Source organism: Actinokineospora diospyrosa (genome assembly GCF_024171925.1).
GTDB lineage: Bacteria > Actinomycetota > Actinomycetes > Mycobacteriales > Pseudonocardiaceae > Actinokineospora > Actinokineospora diospyrosa.
In genome coordinates this window covers 398,384-418,518 of the sequence record NZ_JAMTCO010000001.1, presented here as the reverse complement: position 1 = coordinate 418,518, position 20,135 = coordinate 398,384, and the positions used below count along the sequence as shown (strand labels likewise).

Below are 20,135 nucleotides of genomic sequence, written 5' to 3'. Positions count from 1 at the left end.
TGAAGACCTGCCGCCAGGAATGACCCACCGAAAGGCCGCCGCCCGCCTGCGGCGCCCCCCGGTAGGGGTGTAGTAGCTCCCCGGCTCCCACACCCCTACCGGCGGTGGGTCCTACGCGACCGCGCCAAACGCGAGCCCCGCTTACTTCCGGGCGTTTCGCAATTGCCCCAATGTCAGCCCAGTCGCGCGCTTGAACAGGTACTCCGCCCGCTCGTACGACAACCGCCCCCGTCCCGTCACCGGGCACAAGTCCTCCGGGCGCGGCACCCGCCCCGGGCCAGGGCGGCGATCCGCCAGGAACAGCGGGCCGCGGTCACGTCCCCCGAGCAGCTCCGGCAGCAGCCGCGCGGTCTCCTCGCGCCACCTCACCCCACCGAGAGCGCGACGGTGCGCCAAGTCCAGGTGCTCGACGTCCAAGTCGAGCACTGCCCGCACCGGCGACCGGGACTCGCGCAGCAGAGTCCACAACAGACGCTCGCGGATCGGCGCCCCCTCTTCCCATGGTTGCCCGACGATCGGCGCGGCAGCGCGACGAGTCTCCGCCCGTCGGTCCACAGAGGTCGAAAGGTCGGGGATCTCTGCCCACGCGCAGAAGGATCGAATAGCGGATCGGTGGCGGTTCCACGTCTTGGCCGATGCCGATTCCCACACGGCGGTGAACATCTCACCGATGTCCTCTGTGGTCACCGAATCGAGCGGGGTGCGGTCGCCGACCGCGCGGCGCAGGCGCCCCAGGGTCTGGCCGTACGAGCGGATGGTGGAGCGGTCGAAGTCTTCCCTGGCAAGGAATTCCGCGACCACCTCGGCCACCGTGCGACCGACCGGCGTCGCGGCCTCGTCGGCGCGGCGGCGGAGGAAGGCGCGTTCGGCGGCGTTGTCGGTGAGGGCGGCGGCGCGTTCGAACTCGCGACGGGCTTCCACGCCCCGCCCGAGGCGCAACAGCAGGTCGCCGCGGGCACTTGGCAGCAGGTGGTAGTCGCGCAGGTCGGCGGCGATGGCGTCGAGGAGTTCCAGGCCCGCCTCGGGACCGCGGGCCATGCCGATCGCGACGGCGCGGTTGAGGTGGACGATCGGGGTCGGGAGCAGGTGCACGAGGGCGTCGTAGAGAGCGGCGATCTGGGCCCAGTCGGTGTCCTCGGCCGAGCGGGCGCCCGCGTGGCAGGCCGCGATGGCCGCTTGCAGGACGTAGGGCCCCGGTGGTCCGGCACCGCGGGCCCGGAGCAGGGCGGTGAACCCTCGGCGGATGAGCAGCGGGTCCCAGCGGCCGCGGTTCTGCTCGTGCAACCGGACCGGTTCGCCGTCGGGGCCGGTCCGGGCGGCGGCGCGGGATGCCTGCAGTTCCATCAGCGCGACCAGCCCGTGCACCTCTGGGTCGGCCGGGACGAGTTCGGCCAGGACCCGGCCCAGCCGCAGCGCCTCGAGGCACAGCCCGGGGCGCAGCAGGTCGTCACCGGAGGTCGCCGAGTAGCCCTCGTTGAACACCAGGTAGATGACCTCGCACACCGAGCTGAGCTGCCCCGGCGTGCGCGGCGGGTGCTCGGCCAGGGTCCGCTTCGCCCGGGCGACGCGCTCGGCGACGGTCGCGGTGTCGACCAGGAACGCCCGGGCGATCTCCTCGGTGGTGAGCCCGCAGACGAGCTTGAGGGTCAGCGCGACCCGCTCGACCGTGGGCAGCACCGGGTGGCAGGCCAGGAAGACCAGCCGCAGCACGTCGTCCTCGGCGGGCCGCTCCTGCTCGGGTTCGACCGCCACCGCGCGCTCGCGGCGCGCCCGTCGGAGGTGGTCGACCGCGCGCCGCTTGGCCACCGCGGTCAGCCACGCCGCCGGGTTGTCCGGGACGCCGTCGCGCGGCCACTGCCGCAGGGCGGTGACCAGCGCGTCCTGGGCCAGCTCCTCGGCGAGGCCGACGTCGCCGACCATCCTGGTCAGCGCACCGACCACCCGCGCCGCCTCCAGCTTCCAGACGGCGTCGAGTGTCCGGTTGACCTCCACCGGGCTCAGAAGACCTGCTGGATGTAGCCCTCGCCGTCGCCGACGATGCGGCGGAAGCGCTTGGCCAGCTCGATGACCTCCGCCTCGGAGCGCACCTCGACCAGCGCGAACCCGGCGACCGCCTCCTTGGCCTCGGCGAACGGGCCGTCGGTCACGGTGATCTCGCCGTCGACCGAGGCCACCCGGATGCTCGCGGGGGCCAGTCCCCCGGTCGCCAGCAGCACCCCGGCCGCGGTCAGTTCCTCGACGAACTTGCCCATCTCGGCGAACAGCCGCTCGTCGGGGGCCTGGCCGCCTGCCTTGGACATCATCAGGTAGCGCATCTCGGGTTCTCCAGTCTTCGGGTTGGCTCCTGCTTACACCGCTACGTCGTTCGGGTCCATGTGACAGGGAACGCAGCCCTGAGCTGCCCGAACGCGCGAACGGTGACCCCGGCGAACCGTCACCTCCTCGGGTGGAGTCCTGGTGTTGACCACCACCGGGCAGGCGAGTGTGGTCCCCTGGACGGCGGACCGGCTAGGTGGGACATCACCCGCACCGCGCCTCACGGTGTGAATGTCTCACTCTGTCGGGTGATGTCACCTGCCGTGCAGGCGGGCTTGGCGCACGCTCGGGTGGTGAAAGCATCACCGCTCAAGCGGGTGCGCGGGCTGCAGTGGACCTGGGTCCTGCTGCACGGGCTCGCGGTGGTGGTCGCCGTGCTGCTGCCCAGCGACGGGGCGCGGGTCGCGCTGGTGTTCGCGCTGCTCGGGGTGGACGCGCTGGCGATCATGGCCAAGGACCGGGACTGGCGCGGGCCCTGGGGACCGCTGCTGCTCACCCAGGCGCTGGCCACCGCGGCGTGGGCGGTCGACGACGCCCTGCTCGCCCCGGCGGCCGTCCCGGCGATCGGCGCGGTGATCCTGCTCGGCGCGGTGCGCGGGCGACCGGGGGTGGTGTCGGTCCTCGACGCCTGCGTGGTCGCCGTCGCCGCGGGCGCTCTGGTGTGGACGGTGCCCGGTGCCGGACCGGCGACGCCGCTGTGGTTGTGGGTCCCGGTGTTCGCCGGGATGGCGGCCGGGTTCGCGCACTCGGGGTGGCGGGCGTCGACGTGGTTGTTGGCTTGGGCGGGTTCCTGGCTGCTGTACGCGGTGCTGTTGCGCGCGGGGCTGGGCGGTCAGCTCGGCTGCGTGCTGCTGTCGGGCGCGGTGCTGGTCTCGGCGCGGTTGGAATCGCGGCTGCGCAAGCTGCAGCGGGGCTTCCGGTGGGCCAAAGAGGTCACGCTGACGGTGTGCGTGGTGCTGCTGCCGGTGGTGTTGCTGCTGCGCGCCTCCCACGCGACCACCCGCGACATCGTGGTGATCGCGGCGGGCTCGCTGGTGGTGACCGCGCTGCTGCTGCTGAGGCTGTCGGTCTCGCACCGCGAGGTGCGCACCGATCCGGTGCTGCGCCGGGAGTTGCGCAAACGGCTGACCCAGCTGTGCGCCGGGTTCGTGCTGCTGGCGCTGCTGCCGGTGGTGCTGCTGGCGTATGTCTCCATCAGCGTCGCCACCGGGATGACCAGCGGCGAGATCGACCGCAGGCTCGCGCACAGCGCCGACGCGGTCGCCGCGGAGTTGGACGACCGGTTGAGCGGGATCGGGTCGCTGGTCAACGCCTACGCGCAACGGCCGAGCCTGCGCGCGGCCGCGTTCACCTCCACCGCGACCGAACCGGCGGTGGCCGAGGCGGTGCGGTCGTTGCAGGAGCAGCGGCCGCCGTTCCTGGCCGCGTGGGCGCTCGACGCCAACGGCCGGTTGATCACCATGGCCCCGTCGACGCTCGCGGTGCAGGGCACCGACTTCGCCGACCGCGACTACTTCCAGGGCGCGGTGCGGCGCGGCAGGCCGTACGTCTCCAACACCTTCGAGTCCGCCGTGCTCGGCCACCCCGAGGTCATCGCCGTGTCGGCCCCGGTCACCGACGGGCGGGGCCACCTGCTGGGGGTGCTCGCGGTGAGCTACCCGGTCGGGCCGCTGACCGACCTGGTCGACCGGGTGTCCAACGCGCAGGACGTGGACCTGGTGGTGTCCGACGCGCGCGGCAACGTCGTCGGCGACGACACCGCGCCCGGCCTGACCTCGGCGCTGGGGTTCGCCGGGATCGAGGCGGGGCTGCGCGGGATGAGCGGGTCGACGACCAGCACCGTGGGGGAGACCGAGTACCAGTCCAGCTACCGGCCCGCGCCCGCGCTGGGCTGGGCGGTGGTGGCGCGGGTCGACGCGACGCAGGCGTACGCGGGCACCGCGATGCTCACCGGGCGCATCATCGCGATCACCACGCTCATCGTGCAGGTGCTGCTGGGCGCGCTGGTGCTGGCCGCGCGCAACGAGCGGCGCAAGCGGCTGGCCGAGGTGCGGCTGGCGGCGCGGGGTGAGCAGGTGCGGGCGATCCTGCACGCGGCGGGCGACGCGTTCATCTCCATGCGCCCGGACGGCCGGGTGTCCTACTGGAACGCCCGGGCGGAGACGATCTTCGGCTGGACCGCGGCCGAGGCGCTCGGGGTACCGCTGGTGGAGCTGGTCGTGCCAGCCGAGGCGAAGGAGGCGCACGTCGCCGGGGTGCGCCGGATCGTCGACGGCGGGCAGCCGCACCTGCTGGGGACCACCAGCGAGGTGCTCGCCCAGCGCCGGGACGGGTCGGTGTTCCCGGCCGAGCTGACCATGTGGCGCTCCGGGGACGAGGACGAGCTGGTGTTCAGCGCGTTCGTGCGCGACATCACCGAGCGCAAGCAGAACGAGCGCGACCTGGCCGACGCCCGCGACCAGGCGCTGACCGCGTCGCGGATGAAGTCGGCGTTCGTGGCGAACATGAGCCACGAGATCCGCACCCCGATGAACGGCGTGCTCGGCCTGGCCACCCTGCTGCTGGACACCGAGCTCGACCAGCGCCAGCGCGACTACGTGTCCACGCTGCAGCGCTCGGCGGACGCGCTGCTGGAGGTCATCAGCGACATCCTGGACTTCTCCAAGATGGAGGCGGGCAAGCTGGAGATCGACCCGGTCGACTTCGACCCGCGCGCGCTGGTCGAGGACGTGGTCAGCCTGCTGGCCCCGACCGCGCGCAAGCCCGGCCTGGAGATCGCCGCGGTCGTGCACCCGGCCATCCCGCCCGCCCTGCACGGCGACGCGCACCGGATCCGGCAGGTGCTGATCAACCTGGTGTCCAACGCGATCAAGTTCACCCCGGCTGGCGAGGTCGTGGTGTGGGTGTCCATCCCGGCACCGGACGCCGACGGCCGCCACCCGGTCACCTTCACCGTCACCGACACCGGGATCGGCGTGCCGGAGGACCGCCAGGAGCACCTGTTCGACGCGTTCACCCAGGTCGACGTGTCCACCACCCGGCGATACGGCGGCACCGGCCTCGGCCTGGCGATCTGCAGGCAGCTGGTGGACCTGATGGAGGGCACCATCGGCATGCGCAGCGCCCCGGACAAGGGCAGCGCCTTCCACTTCACCCTCCCGCTGGCCCCCGCGACCGCCCCGCTGCCCTCGACCCGCCCCAGCGGCGCCGTCTCCGGCGCGGCGATCCTGGTGGTCGACGACAACGCCACCAACCTGCAGATCGTCTCCCAACTCCTGCGCACCTGGGGCGCCGAGGTCGCCACCGCGTCCACCGGCGCCGAGGCGATGGCCGTCCTGCGCGCGGCGACCGAGGCGGGCCAACCGTTCGACGCCGCCCTGCTGGACATGCGGATGCCGGACCTCGACGGGATCCAACTGGTCGCCCGGATCCAGGCCGACCACACCACCGGCGCCCCCCGCCTCGGCATCCTCACCTCCACCAACGACGCCGAAGAAGCCCGCCGCGTCCGCCGCATGGGCGTCGACGTCTACCTGGCCAAACCAATCCGCGCCGCGGCGCTGCGGGACGCGCTGGGCCGACTGCTCGCGGTCGGACCTGTTGTGCCCCAACAGGAAACACCTCCCCCGCGACCGGTGATCCCCGCGGACCGACCCACTGCCGGACGGGTGCTGGTGGCGGAGGACAACGACATCAACCAGCAGGTCGTGGTGCAGATGCTGAGCACCCTCGGCTACAGCGCGGACATCGCGGAGAACGGCGAGCAAGCACTGAACATGGTCAGCACCGGCGACTACGACGTCGTGCTGATGGACTGCCAAATGCCCATCCTGGACGGATACCAGGCAACGACCCAGATCCGCCAACTGCCCGCGCCGCGCAACCAGGTACCGGTGATCGCCTTGACGGCTTCCGCACTGGCCTCCGACGAGAAACGCTGCCGAGACGTAGGGATGGACGACTTCCTGACGAAGCCGCTCCGCCGGGAACAACTGGAAGCGGTCCTGCGGCGCAACGCCATGCCTTCGGCGCCGCAGCCGCGCAAGGAGACGGACCAGTTGTAGCGCCTGGGTTTGGGGCAAGATCAGGGCGTGCAACCAGCCTTAGTGATCTTCGATTGCGACGGCGTACTGGTCGACAGCGAGCCGATCGCGATCCGCGCGAACATGGCAGTGGGCCCGGACCTGGGTTGGCCCATCACCGAAGCCGAGGTGATCAACCGCTTCGTGGGACGGTCCGCGACCTCGATCGCAGAGGTGATCGCCGACCGACTGGGCCGACCCGCGGCGGCGGTGTGGGAGCGGCGGTTCCACGAGCTGCACACCGCGGCACTCGCAACCGAGCTGACCGCGGTGCCGGGGGTGTCGGACGTGCTGGACGCACTCGACGCCGCTGGGGTGCGGTACTGCGTGGCTTCTAGCGGGACCCACGAGAAGATGCGGGGGACATTGGGGGGAACGGGGTTGTACTCGAGGTTCGTGCGGCGGATCTTCAGCATGTTCTGTTGTCCACAACGTCTTCGGTTGTCCACAGGCCTTGGTCGCTCGCGCGGTTCTGTCGGGCTTCCTCGGTAGGCTGTATATCGGGGGCTCTTGTGGCAGATGATCTTGCGGACCTGGTTGTGGTGGTTTGTTTGTCCACAACGGTTCTGGTTGTCCACAGGGCGTTGGTTGCTGCTGCCGTTGTGTCGGTGTTGCTCGGTAGGCTGTGTATTTGGGGGCTTTCGATCAGGTTGATCTTGGCGCATGCCCGGGCTGGGAGTGTGGGGCAAGGGATTCGGGCCTCCGCCTTCGGCTCCGGGGGTCGGCCTCGTCGCCTGGCTCGGCGACCCGGGATCGGACGCCTCGTTGCCTGGCGGCAACATCGGGCCCGATCCGCGACTTTGGGTCTTTGCTCGATGCGGTGGACCTGTTTTGCGCGGGGCCCCTACGACACCCGACGCAGAACCGCAAAGCAGGGGCCCAAAAGCAGGCCCTGCCGCGCGGAAACGCTACGGGTGCCGCTCCCCCACACAAAACAGGTCCACCCCATCGAGCACTTGGCACCAGCGACTCCGACGGCCGCCGGGCTGGGTTGGCAGGGCAACCGAGAGCGGACTGGGCTGACACCGCCGGGTCCGAGTGTCCAGGCGCTGAGTAGGTGGGCTGAGGCGGACCTGACGGGGGGCGAGTTGGCACCGCCGGGTCCGAGTGTCCAGGCGCTGAGCAGTGGGCCGGGCCCGGACCTGACGGGGGCAGGCTGGCACCAGCATCTTCCTGGTGCCCAGGGGCTGTGTTGGTGGATCAAGTCACGCCCACCCGGGCGACGGCAGACCCCCGCCCACCCGGGGGGCCACCCACATCCAGCTTAGTCGAAGCCGGCGGCTGTCAAGGGGGTTCCGGCGAAACTGTGGATGGCTGAGCGGGTTGTGGACAACTCCCGGGCGAAACGGCGGGTGGGGGGCTAGGTCACTCGGATCAAGCCCCACCAGCCCTCGCTCACACCCCAGTGGAGGTTGGGAGTCCGGTACACGTAATCGCCGGGGTGGTGGGGGGTGAAGCGGATGGTGCGGGTCGCGCCGGAGGCTAGGGCGCCCAGGGTGGAGACGTGCGGGCCGTGGTCGGTGAGGGGCCAGGTTTGGCCGTGGATGGTGAAGCCCTGGTTTCGGATCCGGGAGCCCGCGACCGCCAGGTGGAGCACGACCTCCTGCCCCACCTTGGCCCGGACCAGCGGCGTCGGCGGGGTGTGGTCGGCGAGGGAGGGGCTGACCGGGTGGAGGTGGGCGGAGCGGTAGTTGTACGCCTTCTGGCCGAGGTCGTCCTTGGCCTCGGACACCAGGTCTCGGACGGGTTGGGTGAGGTCGCCGTCGTGGTAGAGGCGGAGGGCGTCTTGGGTGATGAGCACCTGCTCCACGGTGGCGGGCTTGCCCGGGCGGCGGAGGCGGGTTTGGGTGCCGGTCCAGGATTCGGGCGTCGAGTCGGCGGGTTCGACGACGAGGGCGCCGATGAGGCCTCGGCGGAGGTGGGTGATCGGGTCGGCGTGGTCGCGGAGTAGGACGACGCCTGGTTCGTCGGTGTGCCACCAGTATGTGTGCGTGCCGCCGGGTTTGACGGTGCTGTCCGGGTTCGTGCCGACGCGGGTGCCGTCGTGCAGTGCGGTGTCGTAACGCAGGCCGACGGGGTGGAGCGAGACGCGGCCGGACACGGTGCGGCGGCCGGGGATGTCGCGGGTGAGGAGGACGGGATCGAACTCGCTGGCCGGTGGTGGACCGTCGAGTTCGTTGATCAACGTCACGGCCACCCATTCGCCCGCCCTGGCCCGCAACACCAGCGGACCGGTGAATGGCACACCATCCACTTCATACACCAAACCGTACGGATCATACCGTTCCCCGCTATATTCCAGAGTCCGCGCCCGAGCTCGCACCGTATAGCGGCGAACCTGGCTTCGGGCGGGCAAAGCAGCGGACCTGACACCAGGCAACGCGGGCAGGTCGTCACGTGGGCCGTCGTGCACGCGGATCAAGCCCCAGCAGCCCAGCCACAGATCGTCGGCCGCCGCGAAAGACCAGAGGTGGTCACCAGGACCAGCCGTGGGCTCCAAGTGCAGGTCGGCGGCGTTGGAGACACCCAGGGTCTGCTGGGAGCGCCACGGGGTGTCGGCGCGATCGGGCCATTCGCGCCAGCGCAGGCCGTGCGTGGTGAAGCTGTGCTGCTTGTCGAAAGACCCGTCCACCAACCGAATGCGGATCCGCTCACCCGGGTACGCGCGCAGCAGCGGTGTGGTCGGGTCGCCGTGGACCTCGGTGGCGAACCAGTCCGCCGGGTCGCCGCCGCGCAGGTCCAGCGGTTCGGCGCGGTAGTTGACGGCCATGACGCCCTGTTCGTCCATGCTGCCGGGCGATGGCGGTGGGTTGATCGCGCCGCCGTGGCCGTGGGCGGTGTGTTCGAACGCGGGGACGAAGTCGGCCACCGCGAGGACCTGTTCCCGAACGGCCGACCCGTCCGCCAGCAGCACCACGGCTTGGCTCCCCGAGGGCAACTCCCGGCTGTGGTCGGCCGGGTCGACCCACCGCGCGCCCTCCGGTTCGGCGACGAGCACGCCGTAGAGGCCGTGCCGTTGGCGGTAGTTGGGCAAAAGATGGTCGTGGAACAGCACCGTGCCGAAGTCTTCGTCCACATACCAACGGAAGACCCATGACCGGTACCCGTCGGCCCCGGGATCGTGCAGGTCCGCGGTGGTCGTCGCGGACAGGTAGTTCCACCCGATGCAGGCGCCGTCGGACACCAGCGGGTCGTACTTGACCAGGTGCGAATGCAGACCGCACTCGGGCTGGAACGGCAGCGGCGGGTCGAACGCACTGCCCTCGCGCGCCCCCGTGGGCAACCCGTTGGTCAGCGTCATCTCCAGGACCTCGCCCTTGCGCGCCCGGATCACCAGCGGCTCGACAGTCCGCTCCCCCGCGTTGACCTGTCGCCGGAACTCCTCGATCCCGCCCGCCGCATCGACATCGGAGTGCAGCGCGAAGAAGTGTCCATTGTGGTCATGCCACAGTGGACGGTGGTGGTCGTGCGGGTCACCGGTGTGCACGATCGTCGCCGAGGTGACGACCAGGTGGTACCGGCGCACCGGCGCGTCAGCGGGCCCGACCTTGGTGAACGCCTCACCCGGCTGCGCGTCCGGCACGAACGCCGCCGCTTCCAACGACGTCGGTTCGCGCCCCATCCCGGCGGGCATGCCAGGGGTGCGCGGCGGCCGGGGCGACTTCTGCGGGAACGTGGCCGCCTCTCGCATGAACGCGGGCCAGCCCGGCCGCTCGGTCGTGGGAGCGGGCGGATCGTTGCCCGGCAAGGGAACCAGCGCTTCGATCACCGTGCCGTCGGGGTAGCGGCCGGACCCGTCCTGCCGGGTGTCGAACGCGCGCAGCAGGCCCCACATGCCCATGTGGAAGTGCGGGTAGAGGTGGCAGTGCCACACCGCGTCGCCGACCGCGTGCTGCACCGAGCCCGCACCACCGACCAGGTCCAGCGTCAACCCCTGCTGCGGGCCGAAACTGACCGAGTCGACCAGCGGCGACCGGTCGTCGTCGGGGTCGACCCGCCACTGGTGCAGGTGCGTGTGGAAGACGTGCGTGTCCCGCATGCCGCCGTGCAGCAGGCGGAGCACAACGTTGTCACCCCGGTAGCCGAAGAACACCGGGGTCGCCGGGTCGCCGTACACCCAGGAGCTGTGGTGCAACTCCTCGCCGGTCTGCGCATCGCGCAACGGATCCAGCCGGTGTTGCTCCAGCAGCTGGTTGTAGACGTACTGGCGCCACCCCAGCGGTTCGATGCGCAAGTTCACCGGCAGCATCGCATTGCTGACCGGCTCCAGGTCACCGATGTCATCCGGTCGCTCATCCGACGGCAGCGCGAACGGCGCCTGGCCGGACAGCATCGGCGCGCCGTGACCGCCGTGGTCGTGCGCCACGGGTGGGGTGACCGGGTTGTCGTTGCTCGGGTACTCCATCATCACGATCACGTGCTCGCGGAAGCTGCGCCCCGGCGTGTGCACATCGGCGGAGATGCCACTGGCCAGGGGGCCGCCGGTGCGCGGGTCGGTCCAGGTCGCGTCGCGCGGCTCGACCACAAGCGCCCCGTTGAGGCCGTGGCTCTGCGTGCCCTCACCGCGCACGTCGGCCATGTCGCCGAAGTGGAACACGCCCTCGTGCTCGCACAGCCACTCGTACACCCGCGAGTCGCCGGGCTGCACCGAGGTGTCGGGGTTCGCCCCCGCCTCCAGGCCGTCGTGGCGGCGGGCGTCGTAGCGCACGCCCTGCGCGGTGATGCCGACCGGCCGGGGCAGCTCGTTGGTCAGCCGCACCCGCACGCGCTCGCCGCGCCTGGCGCGCAACACCAGCGGCACGGCGAGCGGGTGCGGCTTGGGCACCAGGTCCGGGTCGGTGAGGAAGCTGGGGAACGGATCGGGCCAGGTCTGGGCCACTTCGCGCAGCGCGGGCGCGTTCTCGGCGAGGACGTACAACGCGCCATGGCGGTCGTGGTCGCCGAAGCTGTTGTAGGCGACGGGAACCCGCAGTGCGACGACGTCGTATTCACGGACACGGGACTCGCTCATGCCGCACCTCCCACCAGGCTCGCCGTGCCGTGGTCGAACGTGGCGACCACCTCACCGCGGCGCAGCACCCGGCCGCTCCACCGGTAGTCGTTGCCCAGCGACCCGCGCGGGGTCCAGCCGAAGTCCAGCACCAGCCGATCCCCTTGGCGCACCTCGACCGGTTCCCGCACCGGCAGGTACGCGTGCTTCCAGCTGTCTGAAGTGGATCCGGCGTCGATGTCGTCGCCGGACAGGTCCAGCGCGATCGAGGGTGACAATGTGGACACGAAGTACCCCTTGAACCCGGTGAACACCCCATCGCGGCGAACTGTGTACGGAGTGGACACAGAAGCTGGCGAGATGGGTTCGTCACCGAAGGTGTGCGTGGTGACCGCGCGCGGTGAGGCGAGGTGCGTCGCGATCGGGATGATGGTGTCGTAGTAGAGCGTGAACGGGTCGCGCGCGGCCAACCCCAGGTCGCTGCCCGCGACGGCGCGCGCACCGTGGACCTCGCCCGCGGCCACCCGGCCGTGCGCGGTCAACGCGGCGACAGGCGCCAGGTAGCACTGCGCGGAGATGGGCAGCACGACCCCTCCGTCAGCGAGGAACCTGCGCCGCGCGTCGGCCAGGATCGTCCCGCAGCCCTCGTTGTCGACCAGGTTGCCCAGGGTCTCCGAGATGATCACGTCCACCCGCTCGGGCAGCGCGACGTCGAACGACAGCCCCGCTACCGGCACGAACCGGTCCCCGAACCCGGCCTCGGCGAGCCGGGCCGCCGCGGTGGCCAGGACTGTTTCAGCGAAGTCGAGGCCGTAGACGCGCGACGCGCCCGCCTCCAGCGCCCACCGGGCCAGGATCCCGGTCCCGGTACCCAGGTCGAGCACCGTCGCGCCGGGCCGGACCACCTCGGCGATCGCCTCGGCGTAGGCGCTCATCCGCAGCCGGTCGCCCAGGAGCAGGTCGTGGAAACCGGAATCCCAGTCCGCGATCAGCTCCGAGGCGGGCAGCCACACCTCCTCGGCGGAGTACGTCTGGCTCATCGTCGAGTCTCTCCCCGTTGTGCTTGCCCTTCGGTCACCGGCAGGTCGCCGCTGACCGGACCCGCGACCCGGCAGCCGGTGGCCAGGTCGAACACCGACTTGTGCAGCGGGCAGGTGATCCGCAGGGTGCGCGGGTTGACGTGCGCGTGCACCAGTCGCCCTTTCCGGTGTGGACACTCGGCGGCGATCCGGAACTCCCGCTCCCCCACTGTGATCACCACCTCGTCCATCGACGGTTGGCGGATGACCGGCTCGTTCACCGCGCGCTCCCCGCGGCCACGCGCACGGCCTTGTCCACCGCGGCGTCCATGGCGGCGCCGAGCAGCGACGACAGCAACTTGGCGCCGACCAACAACTTGGTCGGGTCGACGCCCAGCGCCGCCTCGTACTCCTTGATCGCGGTCTGCATCTCCCGCATGTGGAAGTCGTCGATGTGGATGTGCTCGGTGTAGTAGCGGCCGTTGGCGACCCCGAGCCGCTCACAAGCCCGCGCCTGAAAGGCGAAAGCGTCGGGGATCGCGGCTTCCAGGTAGGCCAGGGCGCCCAGGAAGTACTCCACATCTCGCGCTCGCGAGGCCATCCAGTAGAACGAGTTCAGGAAGTGGTAGGTCTCGTCATTGGTGTCGCGCAGGACTTCTGGCAGCTCGGTCGGCAGGCCGAGCTCGGCGAGCAACAGCCGGTAGAGCTGCGAGTGCGCCTGCCCGATGTTCCCGCACCCGAACTCGTCGATCATCACCCGCATGACCGCCATCTGCGCCCGGATCGGCAACCGCGCCACCGCCGGGAAGAAGTTCTGCGCCTCGGTCAACCCATCCGGCGCGAACTCCTCGACCACAACGGCGAACTGCTCCACGGTCGCCTCTTCAGCCAAGTACCGACTACTCGGTGCCCCGCCACGCTCCTGATCGAGCATCTCCGCCAGCGCCCCGACCCACTCCGGCCGGCTCGCCAGGGGTGGCGTCTCCGCGGTGATCCGAGCCACCAGGGGCACAATCCAGTCGGTCTCGGCGGCCTCGATCCGCGCATAGCGCGCAGCATCCGGCACAGTTCGATTGTCCAGGAACAGATCTCGCGGCGGACGATCACCCGTACGCAGCCGGGACAGGTCAACAGCGGTCATGATTCCTCCACAGTCGCTGCCGATGAGAGGACGCCTTGGCGGCAGAGGTGGGCTTTCACGTGGCGGTACCAGTCCGGCTCGGTGAGCCGGTAGCGGGCGCATGCCGCGTCCAGCTCGGCCGGGTCGGCGTGGCCCGCGAAGTGGCGGGCGCACAAGCGCGGCTCCAGGTTCGCCAAGGCCAGGACGTACCCGTCGACGCCCGGGGTGTGTTCGACCAGGTGCTCGTGGCCCTGCCACACCCCGACCGGGGGCGAGGTGGCCAGCAGGGCCCGGGTGGCTTCCGGGTCACCCGCGGAGTCCTTCACGGCGACAACCTGGTCCAATGCGGACACTCGCGCCAGTGTGGCCGGGTCGAGCAGGTTTCCCGACACCATCGACTCGTGGTAGACGATGACGGGGGCGGGGATCGCCGAGGTGACCGCCACGTAGTGGTCGTACATCTCGTCCTGGGTGATCTCCGGGCCGCTGGGGGTGGGTACCACGACGGCGGTGGCGCCGAGGGCGACCGCCCGGGCGGCCCGGGCGACGATCTCGGCGGTGCCGGGTCGTTGCACACCGGCGAGGACGGGCAGCCCTCGGGCGTGGGCGACGGTGTGGGCCACCGCGGCCACCCACTGCTGGTCGTCGAGTGCCCAGCCCTCGCCGGTGCTCAAGCCCGGGATCAGCGCCACGACATCGTCGGCCACCCGACCGATCAGCCGATCGAGGTCCACTTCGGGCACCAGACCGCCGGTCGTGACCGGTGTGACGAGCGGGACGATCACTCCCGGGCGCAGCCACTCCACCTCGGGCTCACCACCCTCCGCGGGCGACGTCGTCCACCCGCAGTGCCAGCGATTCGCGGTAGAGCCGCTCGAGCCCGTCCGGGAACCGCGGCTCCACCTCGACCGGCTCCGGCCCCCGCACCGCCGCGCTCACCGGGTACCGGGTGTCCACTGTGAACAGCGTGCCGCCCCGGCCGATGGCCTGGCCCAGGGTCAACCGGACGGCCAGCGGCAGGTGGGCCAGGGTGATCGCCTCCAGCGCCCTGGCGAGGTCCTCGGCCGTGTAGCCGACGCGCGCGACGGCCATGTCGGTGTGCAGGTTGTCCATGAACGGGTAGTAGGCGTCCTGGACCTCGCGCGGGTAGGACCACACGATGTCGTCGCAGCGGCCGACCTGTTCCAGGCTCATCACCACACCGGTCGCGAGCCGGTCGACGAAGAACCCCTTGCAGGCACGGCGGATCCGCTCGTCGGCGCTGTGCATGCCCATGAACAGCGTGGCGTCGACGAACTCGGCCGAGCGGACCAGGAGTGCCCCCGTCATCGGGTGTGGGCGTCGAGGACGGACCGCAGTCGGGTCATGGCCTGGGCGAACATGCCCGGGTCGCGCGCGAGCGCCAGCCGCACGAACTCCTCGCCCCGGCTGGGCTCGCTCCAGTGGAAGTACCTGCCCGGCAACAGGTACAGGTCCTCGTCGGCGAGCAGGTTCTGCAGCCGGGTGGCCGTCGACAGCGGAGACAGCACCCGGAACCACGCGACGCTCACCTTCGCGACCGGCTCCTGGTAGAGCAGCGGCGACCCGGCCAACGCGCGGATCGCGGTCCGCCGGTTGGTGTCGAGCACCGAGCGGACCGAGGCCATCCGGTCCGCGGCGGAGTCCTCTATGTACTGGGTGAGCATGGTCAGCACGAACGGCGAGACGTTGAGCAGGACGCTGGTGTGGATGTTGTAGACGTCCAGCCAGATGTCGCGGCTGCTGGTGAGCAGCGCGCACTTGGCGTCCTGCACCGGCCAGGTCTTGCCGGTGTCCTCCAGCGCGATGTAGGAGACGCCGGAGTCCTCGAGCATCCGGTAGACGTCGAAGCGCTCGAGTTCGTCGTCGAACAGGGTGAACGCGGCGAAGCAGAAGTCGAGCAGCAGGACCTTGTCGTGGTCGCGGCAGAACCGCAGCACCTCGGCGAACCCGCGACTGCCGTGGCGCAGCAGGGTGGCGCCGGTCGGGTTGTTCGGGTCGACCAGGAACAGCGCGTCGGTGCGCACGTGCGCGGCGAGGTTGTCGTAGATGGAGCCGACGTCGGCCAGCAGCGACTCGTCGACCGGGTACAGCGGGACGCCGACGTTGCCGAGCACGTCGTGCAGGTTGTCGAAGCACGGCTCGATGAGCGAGACCGACATCCGGTGCCGCTTGAGGTAGAGGGCGGCGACCAGGGTGGAGACGGACGCCGCGTAGGACAGCAGGGTCCGGTCGAGGGTGCGGGCGGTGTGCTGGCCGTGCAGCCGGAAGAACGCGTCGGTGAACCGCCGCTCGTGGTCGGCCTGCTTGCCGTCCTCGGCCTCGTACCACAACTGCGGCAGCCGGGCGACGATCGCGCGCTGGCTGGGTGACTGGCGCTGGTGGGTGTGCGCGTCGGCCAGGTTGAACTCGGTCTTGAGCGCCTGGATCTCGTGCTGGGTCAGGTCCACTAACCCGGTCGAGAACACCTCAGCGGTGGCGGGCACGGTGTTCACAGCGATATTCCTCCCCCTGTGGCCGGTGGCGGCCCGGGTGAAAGGAACACCGCGCGCGGAATCAGGGCGGCCGCGATCCGTTCGACCGTCCCGGTGTGCGCGCCAATGGCGAATTCCGCGCACACCCGCGATGTGGTGTCCAAACCCCCTCGGCCACCACCGCACCACGTCTGTGCGTCGGCCGAACACGGCGGCCTGGACGTGATGTTGTGGAGCTGCAACCGTTCATCACTCGTCGCCGGTCGAACCGGCGACCCCCACGTGATCGAGTTGACCTCGATGGACCCGACGATGCCACACCCCGGCGGCGCGGAGCAACCAATGGTCGGTAATTCACTCCATGAGGACGCCTCGGCTCCACCACGACACTTTCCGCAATAGGGACATCCAGGTGACAACACCGTGCCAAACCCGCAAGAGAACGGATGCCGCCCGCGTTCTGGTAATTCGCGCGACCGGCTGTGCGCTCCGTTTCGAATGGCTGATTGTTCCGGCCGATCGGCCGAACACCCTCACACCGCGGCTGGCGTGGGCGATACGGCCCCCGCGGGCCCCGCGCCCACACCCGCCGACCGGGGCGCCACGCCCCCTCGGCGTGGCGCCCCGGTCGGCGGTGGCGGGTCAGGCGGTCTCGCGGACCAGTTCGACCTCGAGCTCCAGGTCGATCTCCTTGGAGACCAGGATGCCGCCTGCTTCGAGCACCATGTTCCAGCTCAGGCCCCAGTCCTCGCGGTTGATCCGGCCCTTGGCGGAGAACACCGCGCGGTCGTTGCCCCACGGGTCGCGCACGACGCCGAGGTGCTCGACCTTGAGCGAGACCGGCCGGGCGACGCCCTTGATGGTCAACTCGCCGTCGAGGACGCCACCGGAGCCGATCCAGGACACCGACGTCGAGCTGAAGGTGGCGGTGGGGTGCGCGGCGACGTCGAAGAAGTCGTCGGAGCGCAGGTGGTCGTCGCGGGTCTGGTCGCCGCTGGTGACCGAGGTCATGTCGATGGTGACCAGGACGGCGCTGTCCTCGGGCCGCTCGGCGACGGTGACGGCGCCATCGACACCGGTGAACCGGCCGCGGACCTTGGTCAGCATGAAGTGCCTGCCGATGAACCCGACCTCGGCGTGGCCGGGGTCGATCTTCCAGACGCCCGCCGCGGGCAGCTCGACGCCGCCGACGACCCGGGTCGCGCCCGCGCTGGTTGACGTCGCGCCCGCGCTGGTTGACTCGGTGTTGGTCATGGATATCCCTCCAGTGTGGTTCTCGCGCTCGAACGGGTGACTAGTGGCGCGACCCAGAACGTCGACCGTGTCTCGACCCGCCCACGACGCGCCTGGCGGCGTTGCCGGAAGCGCCCAAGTACATCCAGTACGAGGACGTTGCGGCGCCTTGCCGGCCACGCCGTGGACCCGCCGATACACGGCCAACGTTCTGAGTCGAGCCACTAATCGGTCTCGGTGGGCAGCCCGGCGCCGACCCAGTCCCGCTTGCCCGCGGTGTACTTGAAGACGTTGGTGTAGCCCAGTTCCACCAGCCGGTCGGCCGCGATGCCGGAGTTGGCGCAGGTGTCGTCCGAGCAGTACACGATCACCTCGGCGTCCTTGCTCGGGATGAGCGCGGCCGCGCGGTCCTCGACGTCGTCGAGCGGCAGGTTGAGTGCGCCGGGCAGGTGGGCCTCGGCGTAGTAGGAGTGCGGTAGCGCCTCCAGCACGACCGCCGAACCGGCGTCGATGCGCTGCTTGACCTCGTCGGTGTCGATGACGCGAGCCATGGCGGGCCCCCTTCTGGATAAATGTGCGTCTGCACGCACCATAACAGATATGTGCGGACGCACGCAATCGCTTACACTCGACGCATGCGACTCCCACTGCGCACCGACGAACTCGGCATCGAGGCGTGGCGGTCCGTGCTGCTCGCGTACAACGCGGCCCTGCGCGCGATCGAGGCCGAACTCGACCGGGCGGGCACCGTCCCGCTCACCTGGTACGACGTCCTGCTCGAACTCCAGGCCGCCGAGGCCCCGGGGCTGCGCATGCGCGACCTGGCCGACCGGGTGGTGCTCAGCCGCACCCGCGTGAGCAGGCTCGTCGACGAGATGGCGGCGGCCGGGCTGGTGCGCAAGGAGACCGACGGCCAGGACCGTCGAGTGGTCTGGGCGGTGCTAACTGATGAAGGCAGGACTGCCTTCCGCAAGACCGTCCCGGTGTACCTAGGTGGCATCGAGAAGCACTTCGCCGCCCACCTGACCGATGACGAGAAGCAGGTCACCGCCGCCGCCCTGCTCAAGGTCGCCCACGCCCACCGTCCGGGCGCCTGCGACCCAGCGAAGGAGGAGACATGACGGTCGACCCGCGTAAGGACCCGCGGCTGCCTGAGAGCCCGAACGCCGTGGTGGTCTTCACGGACCTGAACTGCTCGTTCGCCCATCTAGGGGTCTACCGGCTGCACGAAACACGGCGCCGGTTGGGACTAGAGGGGCGCTTGTGGTTCGACCACCGGGCGTTCCCGCTGGAACTGTTCAACCACTCGGTCAACGAACGGCCGGGGGTGGACTCGGAGATAGCCGTAGTGGGGGCCTTGGCGCCGGACGCGGGCTGGCGACTGTGGCAGGGGCCAGACTGGACATACCCGGTGACGACGCTGCCCGCGTTGGAGGCGGTCCAAGCGGCTAAAGCGCAGGGCCTTGCCGCTAGCGAGGCGCTGGATCGGGCCCTGCGATGGGCGTTCTGGGCCGAAGGCAGAACCATCTCAATGCGTCACGTCATCCTCGACGTAGCGAAGGAGACGGGCGCGGTGGACGTGTCCGCCCTGGCAGAGGCTCTGGACGACGGTCGAGCCCGCCGGACGGTGATGGACCAGTTCGCGATAGCGGGCGAAGGCAGGGTCAACTGCAGCCCTCACGTCTTCCTGTACGACGGCACTAACGAAGCCAACCCAGGCGTATCCGCCAGATGGCTTAACGGCGACTTCGGCACCGGCTTCCCAGTGATCGACTCAGACGACCCCTCGGTCTACGACCGCCTGCTCAACCACGCGGCGGACCTCCTACCCGGCTGAGCACGGAGTGCGGTACCGGCCAGGCACACGACGGCCCGTCCGCCAAGTGCCCGGCGAGCCTCAGCTGGTCCACTGTGGATGGGCCGGACAGCCCTTGATCACCGGTCCTCGGTGGTATTGGATCGGCCAGACGGCTCGCTCGGCGGACGAGGGACGGGCAGATGACCCACGCGCGGTGGACCAATCCGTTCACCACGGCCCTGTTCACCACTGGCCCGTCCAACCCCGCACCGCCCGACCCCAGCCTGATCACCGTGCCCCCACCGGCCCCGCCCACGTCAGCGCCCCTCCCCCTGGTCCGCCGACCGGAACTGGCCGCGCTGCTCGCCGAGCTCGACCACTTCGCGATCGAGTTCGCCCGGTTCACCTCGGTGTTCACCCGCGATCCCGCTCGATTGGTGCTGGTCACCGGTCCGTCAGGGTGCGGGAAGTCAACATTGGTGCAGCGATGTGCGCGGTGGCTTCTCGACACCTTCGCCAGCGTGAGGTGCGTGGATCTGTCCGAGGAACCGGCAGCTCTAACGGTGCGGGAGCGCATAGACGTCGTGTGCGGCCGATTGGCTGAAGAGGTGGGTCTGGCTCGCAATGACCCTCGGCAGGTGTTTGACGAGCTCGCGGGCAAGTTGCCGGATGACTCGCTGCTTGTGGTGCTGTTACCTCCGGTAGAGCTAACTGCCGAACTACGCTGGTACGCGGCGGCAGCTCCACCACGAATTGTTCTGCTCACCGAGTCATCCCACCTACGCGAGGCCGACCGCGACGCGGTGGTGTTGACGCTCGGCCCGCTGCTGCCCGGGGATGTCGGCCGGTTCGTCGAGGCCCGCTTAGCGGGTGCTCCCAAGGATGTGCCAGCGCTGAGCCCGGCCGCCATTGAGTGGATCGAGCAGCGCTGGGCGCCTATAGGGCTGTCGGCGGAAGCGTTGCGGCAGTTGCTGTTCGAGGCATACGAGGACGTCCGTCACCGTGGCGCTGGCGAGGTCGACCTGGACGGGATCATGGCGAGCCGACTGCGCAGGCTGCTCGACCAACCCTAAGCCCGCAGCCAA

General features: G+C 70.3%; 16 protein-coding genes. 5 read left to right on the top strand and 11 right to left on the bottom strand.

Translation table 11 applies throughout. The features are described 5' to 3' along the window. Positions 1-141 precede the first annotated feature (141 nt). The gene (locus tag LV75_RS01635) at positions 142-1,992 is read right to left on the bottom strand and encodes a sigma-70 family RNA polymerase sigma factor (protein WP_253884759.1); all 1,851 of its coding nucleotides are present in this window, start codon (positions 1,990-1,992) and stop codon (positions 142-144) included. Positions 1,993-1,997: 5 nt separating this feature from the next. Beyond that, a complete protein-coding gene (locus LV75_RS01630; protein ID WP_253884758.1) occupies positions 1,998-2,315 on the bottom strand; it encodes a YciI family protein in 318 nt (105 codons plus the stop codon). Positions 2,316-2,609: 294 nt separating this feature from the next. Here LV75_RS01630 and LV75_RS01625 point away from each other — a divergent pair, with 294 nt between their 5' ends. Further along, complete coding sequence (locus LV75_RS01625; protein WP_253884757.1) at positions 2,610-6,380, top strand: response regulator; 3,771 nt, start codon at positions 2,610-2,612, stop codon at positions 6,378-6,380. 27 nt (positions 6,381-6,407) lie between these two features. After that, positions 6,408-6,890: an HAD family hydrolase gene (locus LV75_RS01620; protein WP_253884756.1), complete on the top strand. Its 483-nt coding sequence runs from the start codon at positions 6,408-6,410 to the stop codon at positions 6,888-6,890. A gap of 868 nt (positions 6,891-7,758) precedes the next feature. Here the strand turns inward: LV75_RS01620 and LV75_RS01615 are convergent. The 9 genes from LV75_RS01615 to LV75_RS01575 form a co-directional block, all read right to left on the bottom strand. Next, positions 7,759-11,409, bottom strand: a complete 3,651-nt coding sequence (locus LV75_RS01615; RefSeq protein WP_253884755.1) for a multicopper oxidase domain-containing protein — start codon at positions 11,407-11,409, stop codon at positions 7,759-7,761. Next, positions 11,406-12,428, bottom strand: a complete 1,023-nt coding sequence (locus tag LV75_RS01610) for a methyltransferase domain-containing protein (protein WP_253884754.1) — start codon at positions 12,426-12,428, stop codon at positions 11,406-11,408. Before LV75_RS01610 ends, LV75_RS01615 begins: the two co-directional genes overlap by 4 nt. Beyond that, positions 12,425-12,688, bottom strand: coding sequence for a Rieske (2Fe-2S) protein (locus tag LV75_RS01605; protein WP_253884753.1), 264 nt, complete (start codon positions 12,686-12,688; stop codon positions 12,425-12,427). The genes LV75_RS01610 and LV75_RS01605 overlap by 4 nt, the downstream gene beginning before the upstream one ends. Beyond that, the gene (locus tag LV75_RS01600) at positions 12,685-13,548 is read right to left on the bottom strand and encodes an iron-containing redox enzyme family protein (protein WP_253884752.1); all 864 of its coding nucleotides are present in this window, start codon (positions 13,546-13,548) and stop codon (positions 12,685-12,687) included. Before LV75_RS01600 ends, LV75_RS01605 begins: the two co-directional genes overlap by 4 nt. Next, positions 13,545-14,333 carry a dihydrodipicolinate synthase family protein gene (locus tag LV75_RS01595; RefSeq protein WP_253884751.1) on the bottom strand — a complete coding sequence of 263 codons (789 nt, stop codon included), beginning with the start codon at positions 14,331-14,333 and terminating at the stop codon, positions 13,545-13,547. Before LV75_RS01595 ends, LV75_RS01600 begins: the two co-directional genes overlap by 4 nt. A 7-nt stretch (positions 14,334-14,340) precedes the next feature. After that, positions 14,341-14,856 carry a DUF6190 family protein gene (locus LV75_RS01590; protein WP_253884750.1) on the bottom strand — a complete coding sequence of 172 codons (516 nt, stop codon included), beginning with the start codon at positions 14,854-14,856 and terminating at the stop codon, positions 14,341-14,343. Beyond that, positions 14,853-16,040 (bottom strand): aminotransferase class I/II-fold pyridoxal phosphate-dependent enzyme, encoded by a 1,188-nt coding sequence (locus LV75_RS01585; RefSeq protein ID WP_253884749.1) that lies wholly within the window; start codon positions 16,038-16,040, stop codon positions 14,853-14,855. Before LV75_RS01585 ends, LV75_RS01590 begins: the two co-directional genes overlap by 4 nt. 621 nt (positions 16,041-16,661) lie before the next feature. Further along, the gene (locus LV75_RS01580; protein ID WP_253884748.1) at positions 16,662-17,273 is read right to left on the bottom strand and encodes a YceI family protein; all 612 of its coding nucleotides are present in this window, start codon (positions 17,271-17,273) and stop codon (positions 16,662-16,664) included. A 203-nt stretch (positions 17,274-17,476) separates the two neighbouring features. Continuing rightward, a complete protein-coding gene (locus LV75_RS01575) occupies positions 17,477-17,803 on the bottom strand; it encodes a rhodanese-like domain-containing protein (RefSeq protein WP_253884747.1) in 327 nt (108 codons plus the stop codon). Between the two features lie 84 nt (positions 17,804-17,887). On the opposite strand from LV75_RS01575, the gene LV75_RS01570 reads away from it, so the two are divergent. The 3 genes from LV75_RS01570 (at position 17,888) to LV75_RS01560 (ending at position 20,123) form a co-directional block, all read left to right on the top strand. Beyond that, positions 17,888-18,373, top strand: a complete 486-nt coding sequence (locus tag LV75_RS01570; RefSeq protein ID WP_253884746.1) for a MarR family winged helix-turn-helix transcriptional regulator — start codon at positions 17,888-17,890, stop codon at positions 18,371-18,373. Beyond that, positions 18,370-19,089, top strand: coding sequence for a DsbA family oxidoreductase (locus LV75_RS01565; protein ID WP_253884745.1), 720 nt, complete (start codon positions 18,370-18,372; stop codon positions 19,087-19,089). The genes LV75_RS01570 and LV75_RS01565 overlap by 4 nt, the downstream gene beginning before the upstream one ends. A gap of 161 nt (positions 19,090-19,250) precedes the next feature. Continuing rightward, positions 19,251-20,123 (top strand): ATP-binding protein, encoded by an 873-nt coding sequence (locus tag LV75_RS01560; RefSeq protein WP_253884744.1) that lies wholly within the window; start codon positions 19,251-19,253, stop codon positions 20,121-20,123. Positions 20,124-20,135 lie beyond the last annotated feature (12 nt).

Coding starts and splice junctions, on each gene's coding strand:
- LV75_RS01630 (WP_253884758.1), bottom strand. CDS start 2,315: ATGCGCTACCTGATGATGTCCAAGGCAGGCGGCCAGGCCCCCGACGAG.
- LV75_RS01615 (WP_253884755.1), bottom strand. CDS start 11,409: ATGAGCGAGTCCCGTGTCCGTGAATACGACGTCGTCGCACTGCGGGTT.
- LV75_RS01610 (WP_253884754.1), bottom strand. CDS start 12,428: ATGAGCCAGACGTACTCCGCCGAGGAGGTGTGGCTGCCCGCCTCGGAG.
- LV75_RS01600 (WP_253884752.1), bottom strand. CDS start 13,548: ATGACCGCTGTTGACCTGTCCCGGCTGCGTACGGGTGATCGTCCGCCG.
- LV75_RS01590 (WP_253884750.1), bottom strand. CDS start 14,856: ATGACGGGGGCACTCCTGGTCCGCTCGGCCGAGTTCGTCGACGCCACG.
- LV75_RS01580 (WP_253884748.1), bottom strand. CDS start 17,273: ATGACCAACACCGAGTCAACCAGCGCGGGCGCGACGTCAACCAGCGCG.
- LV75_RS01575 (WP_253884747.1), bottom strand. CDS start 17,803: ATGGCTCGCGTCATCGACACCGACGAGGTCAAGCAGCGCATCGACGCC.
- LV75_RS01570 (WP_253884746.1), top strand. CDS start 17,888: ATGCGACTCCCACTGCGCACCGACGAACTCGGCATCGAGGCGTGGCGG.
- LV75_RS01565 (WP_253884745.1), top strand. CDS start 18,370: ATGACGGTCGACCCGCGTAAGGACCCGCGGCTGCCTGAGAGCCCGAAC.
- LV75_RS01560 (WP_253884744.1), top strand. CDS start 19,251: ATGACCCACGCGCGGTGGACCAATCCGTTCACCACGGCCCTGTTCACC.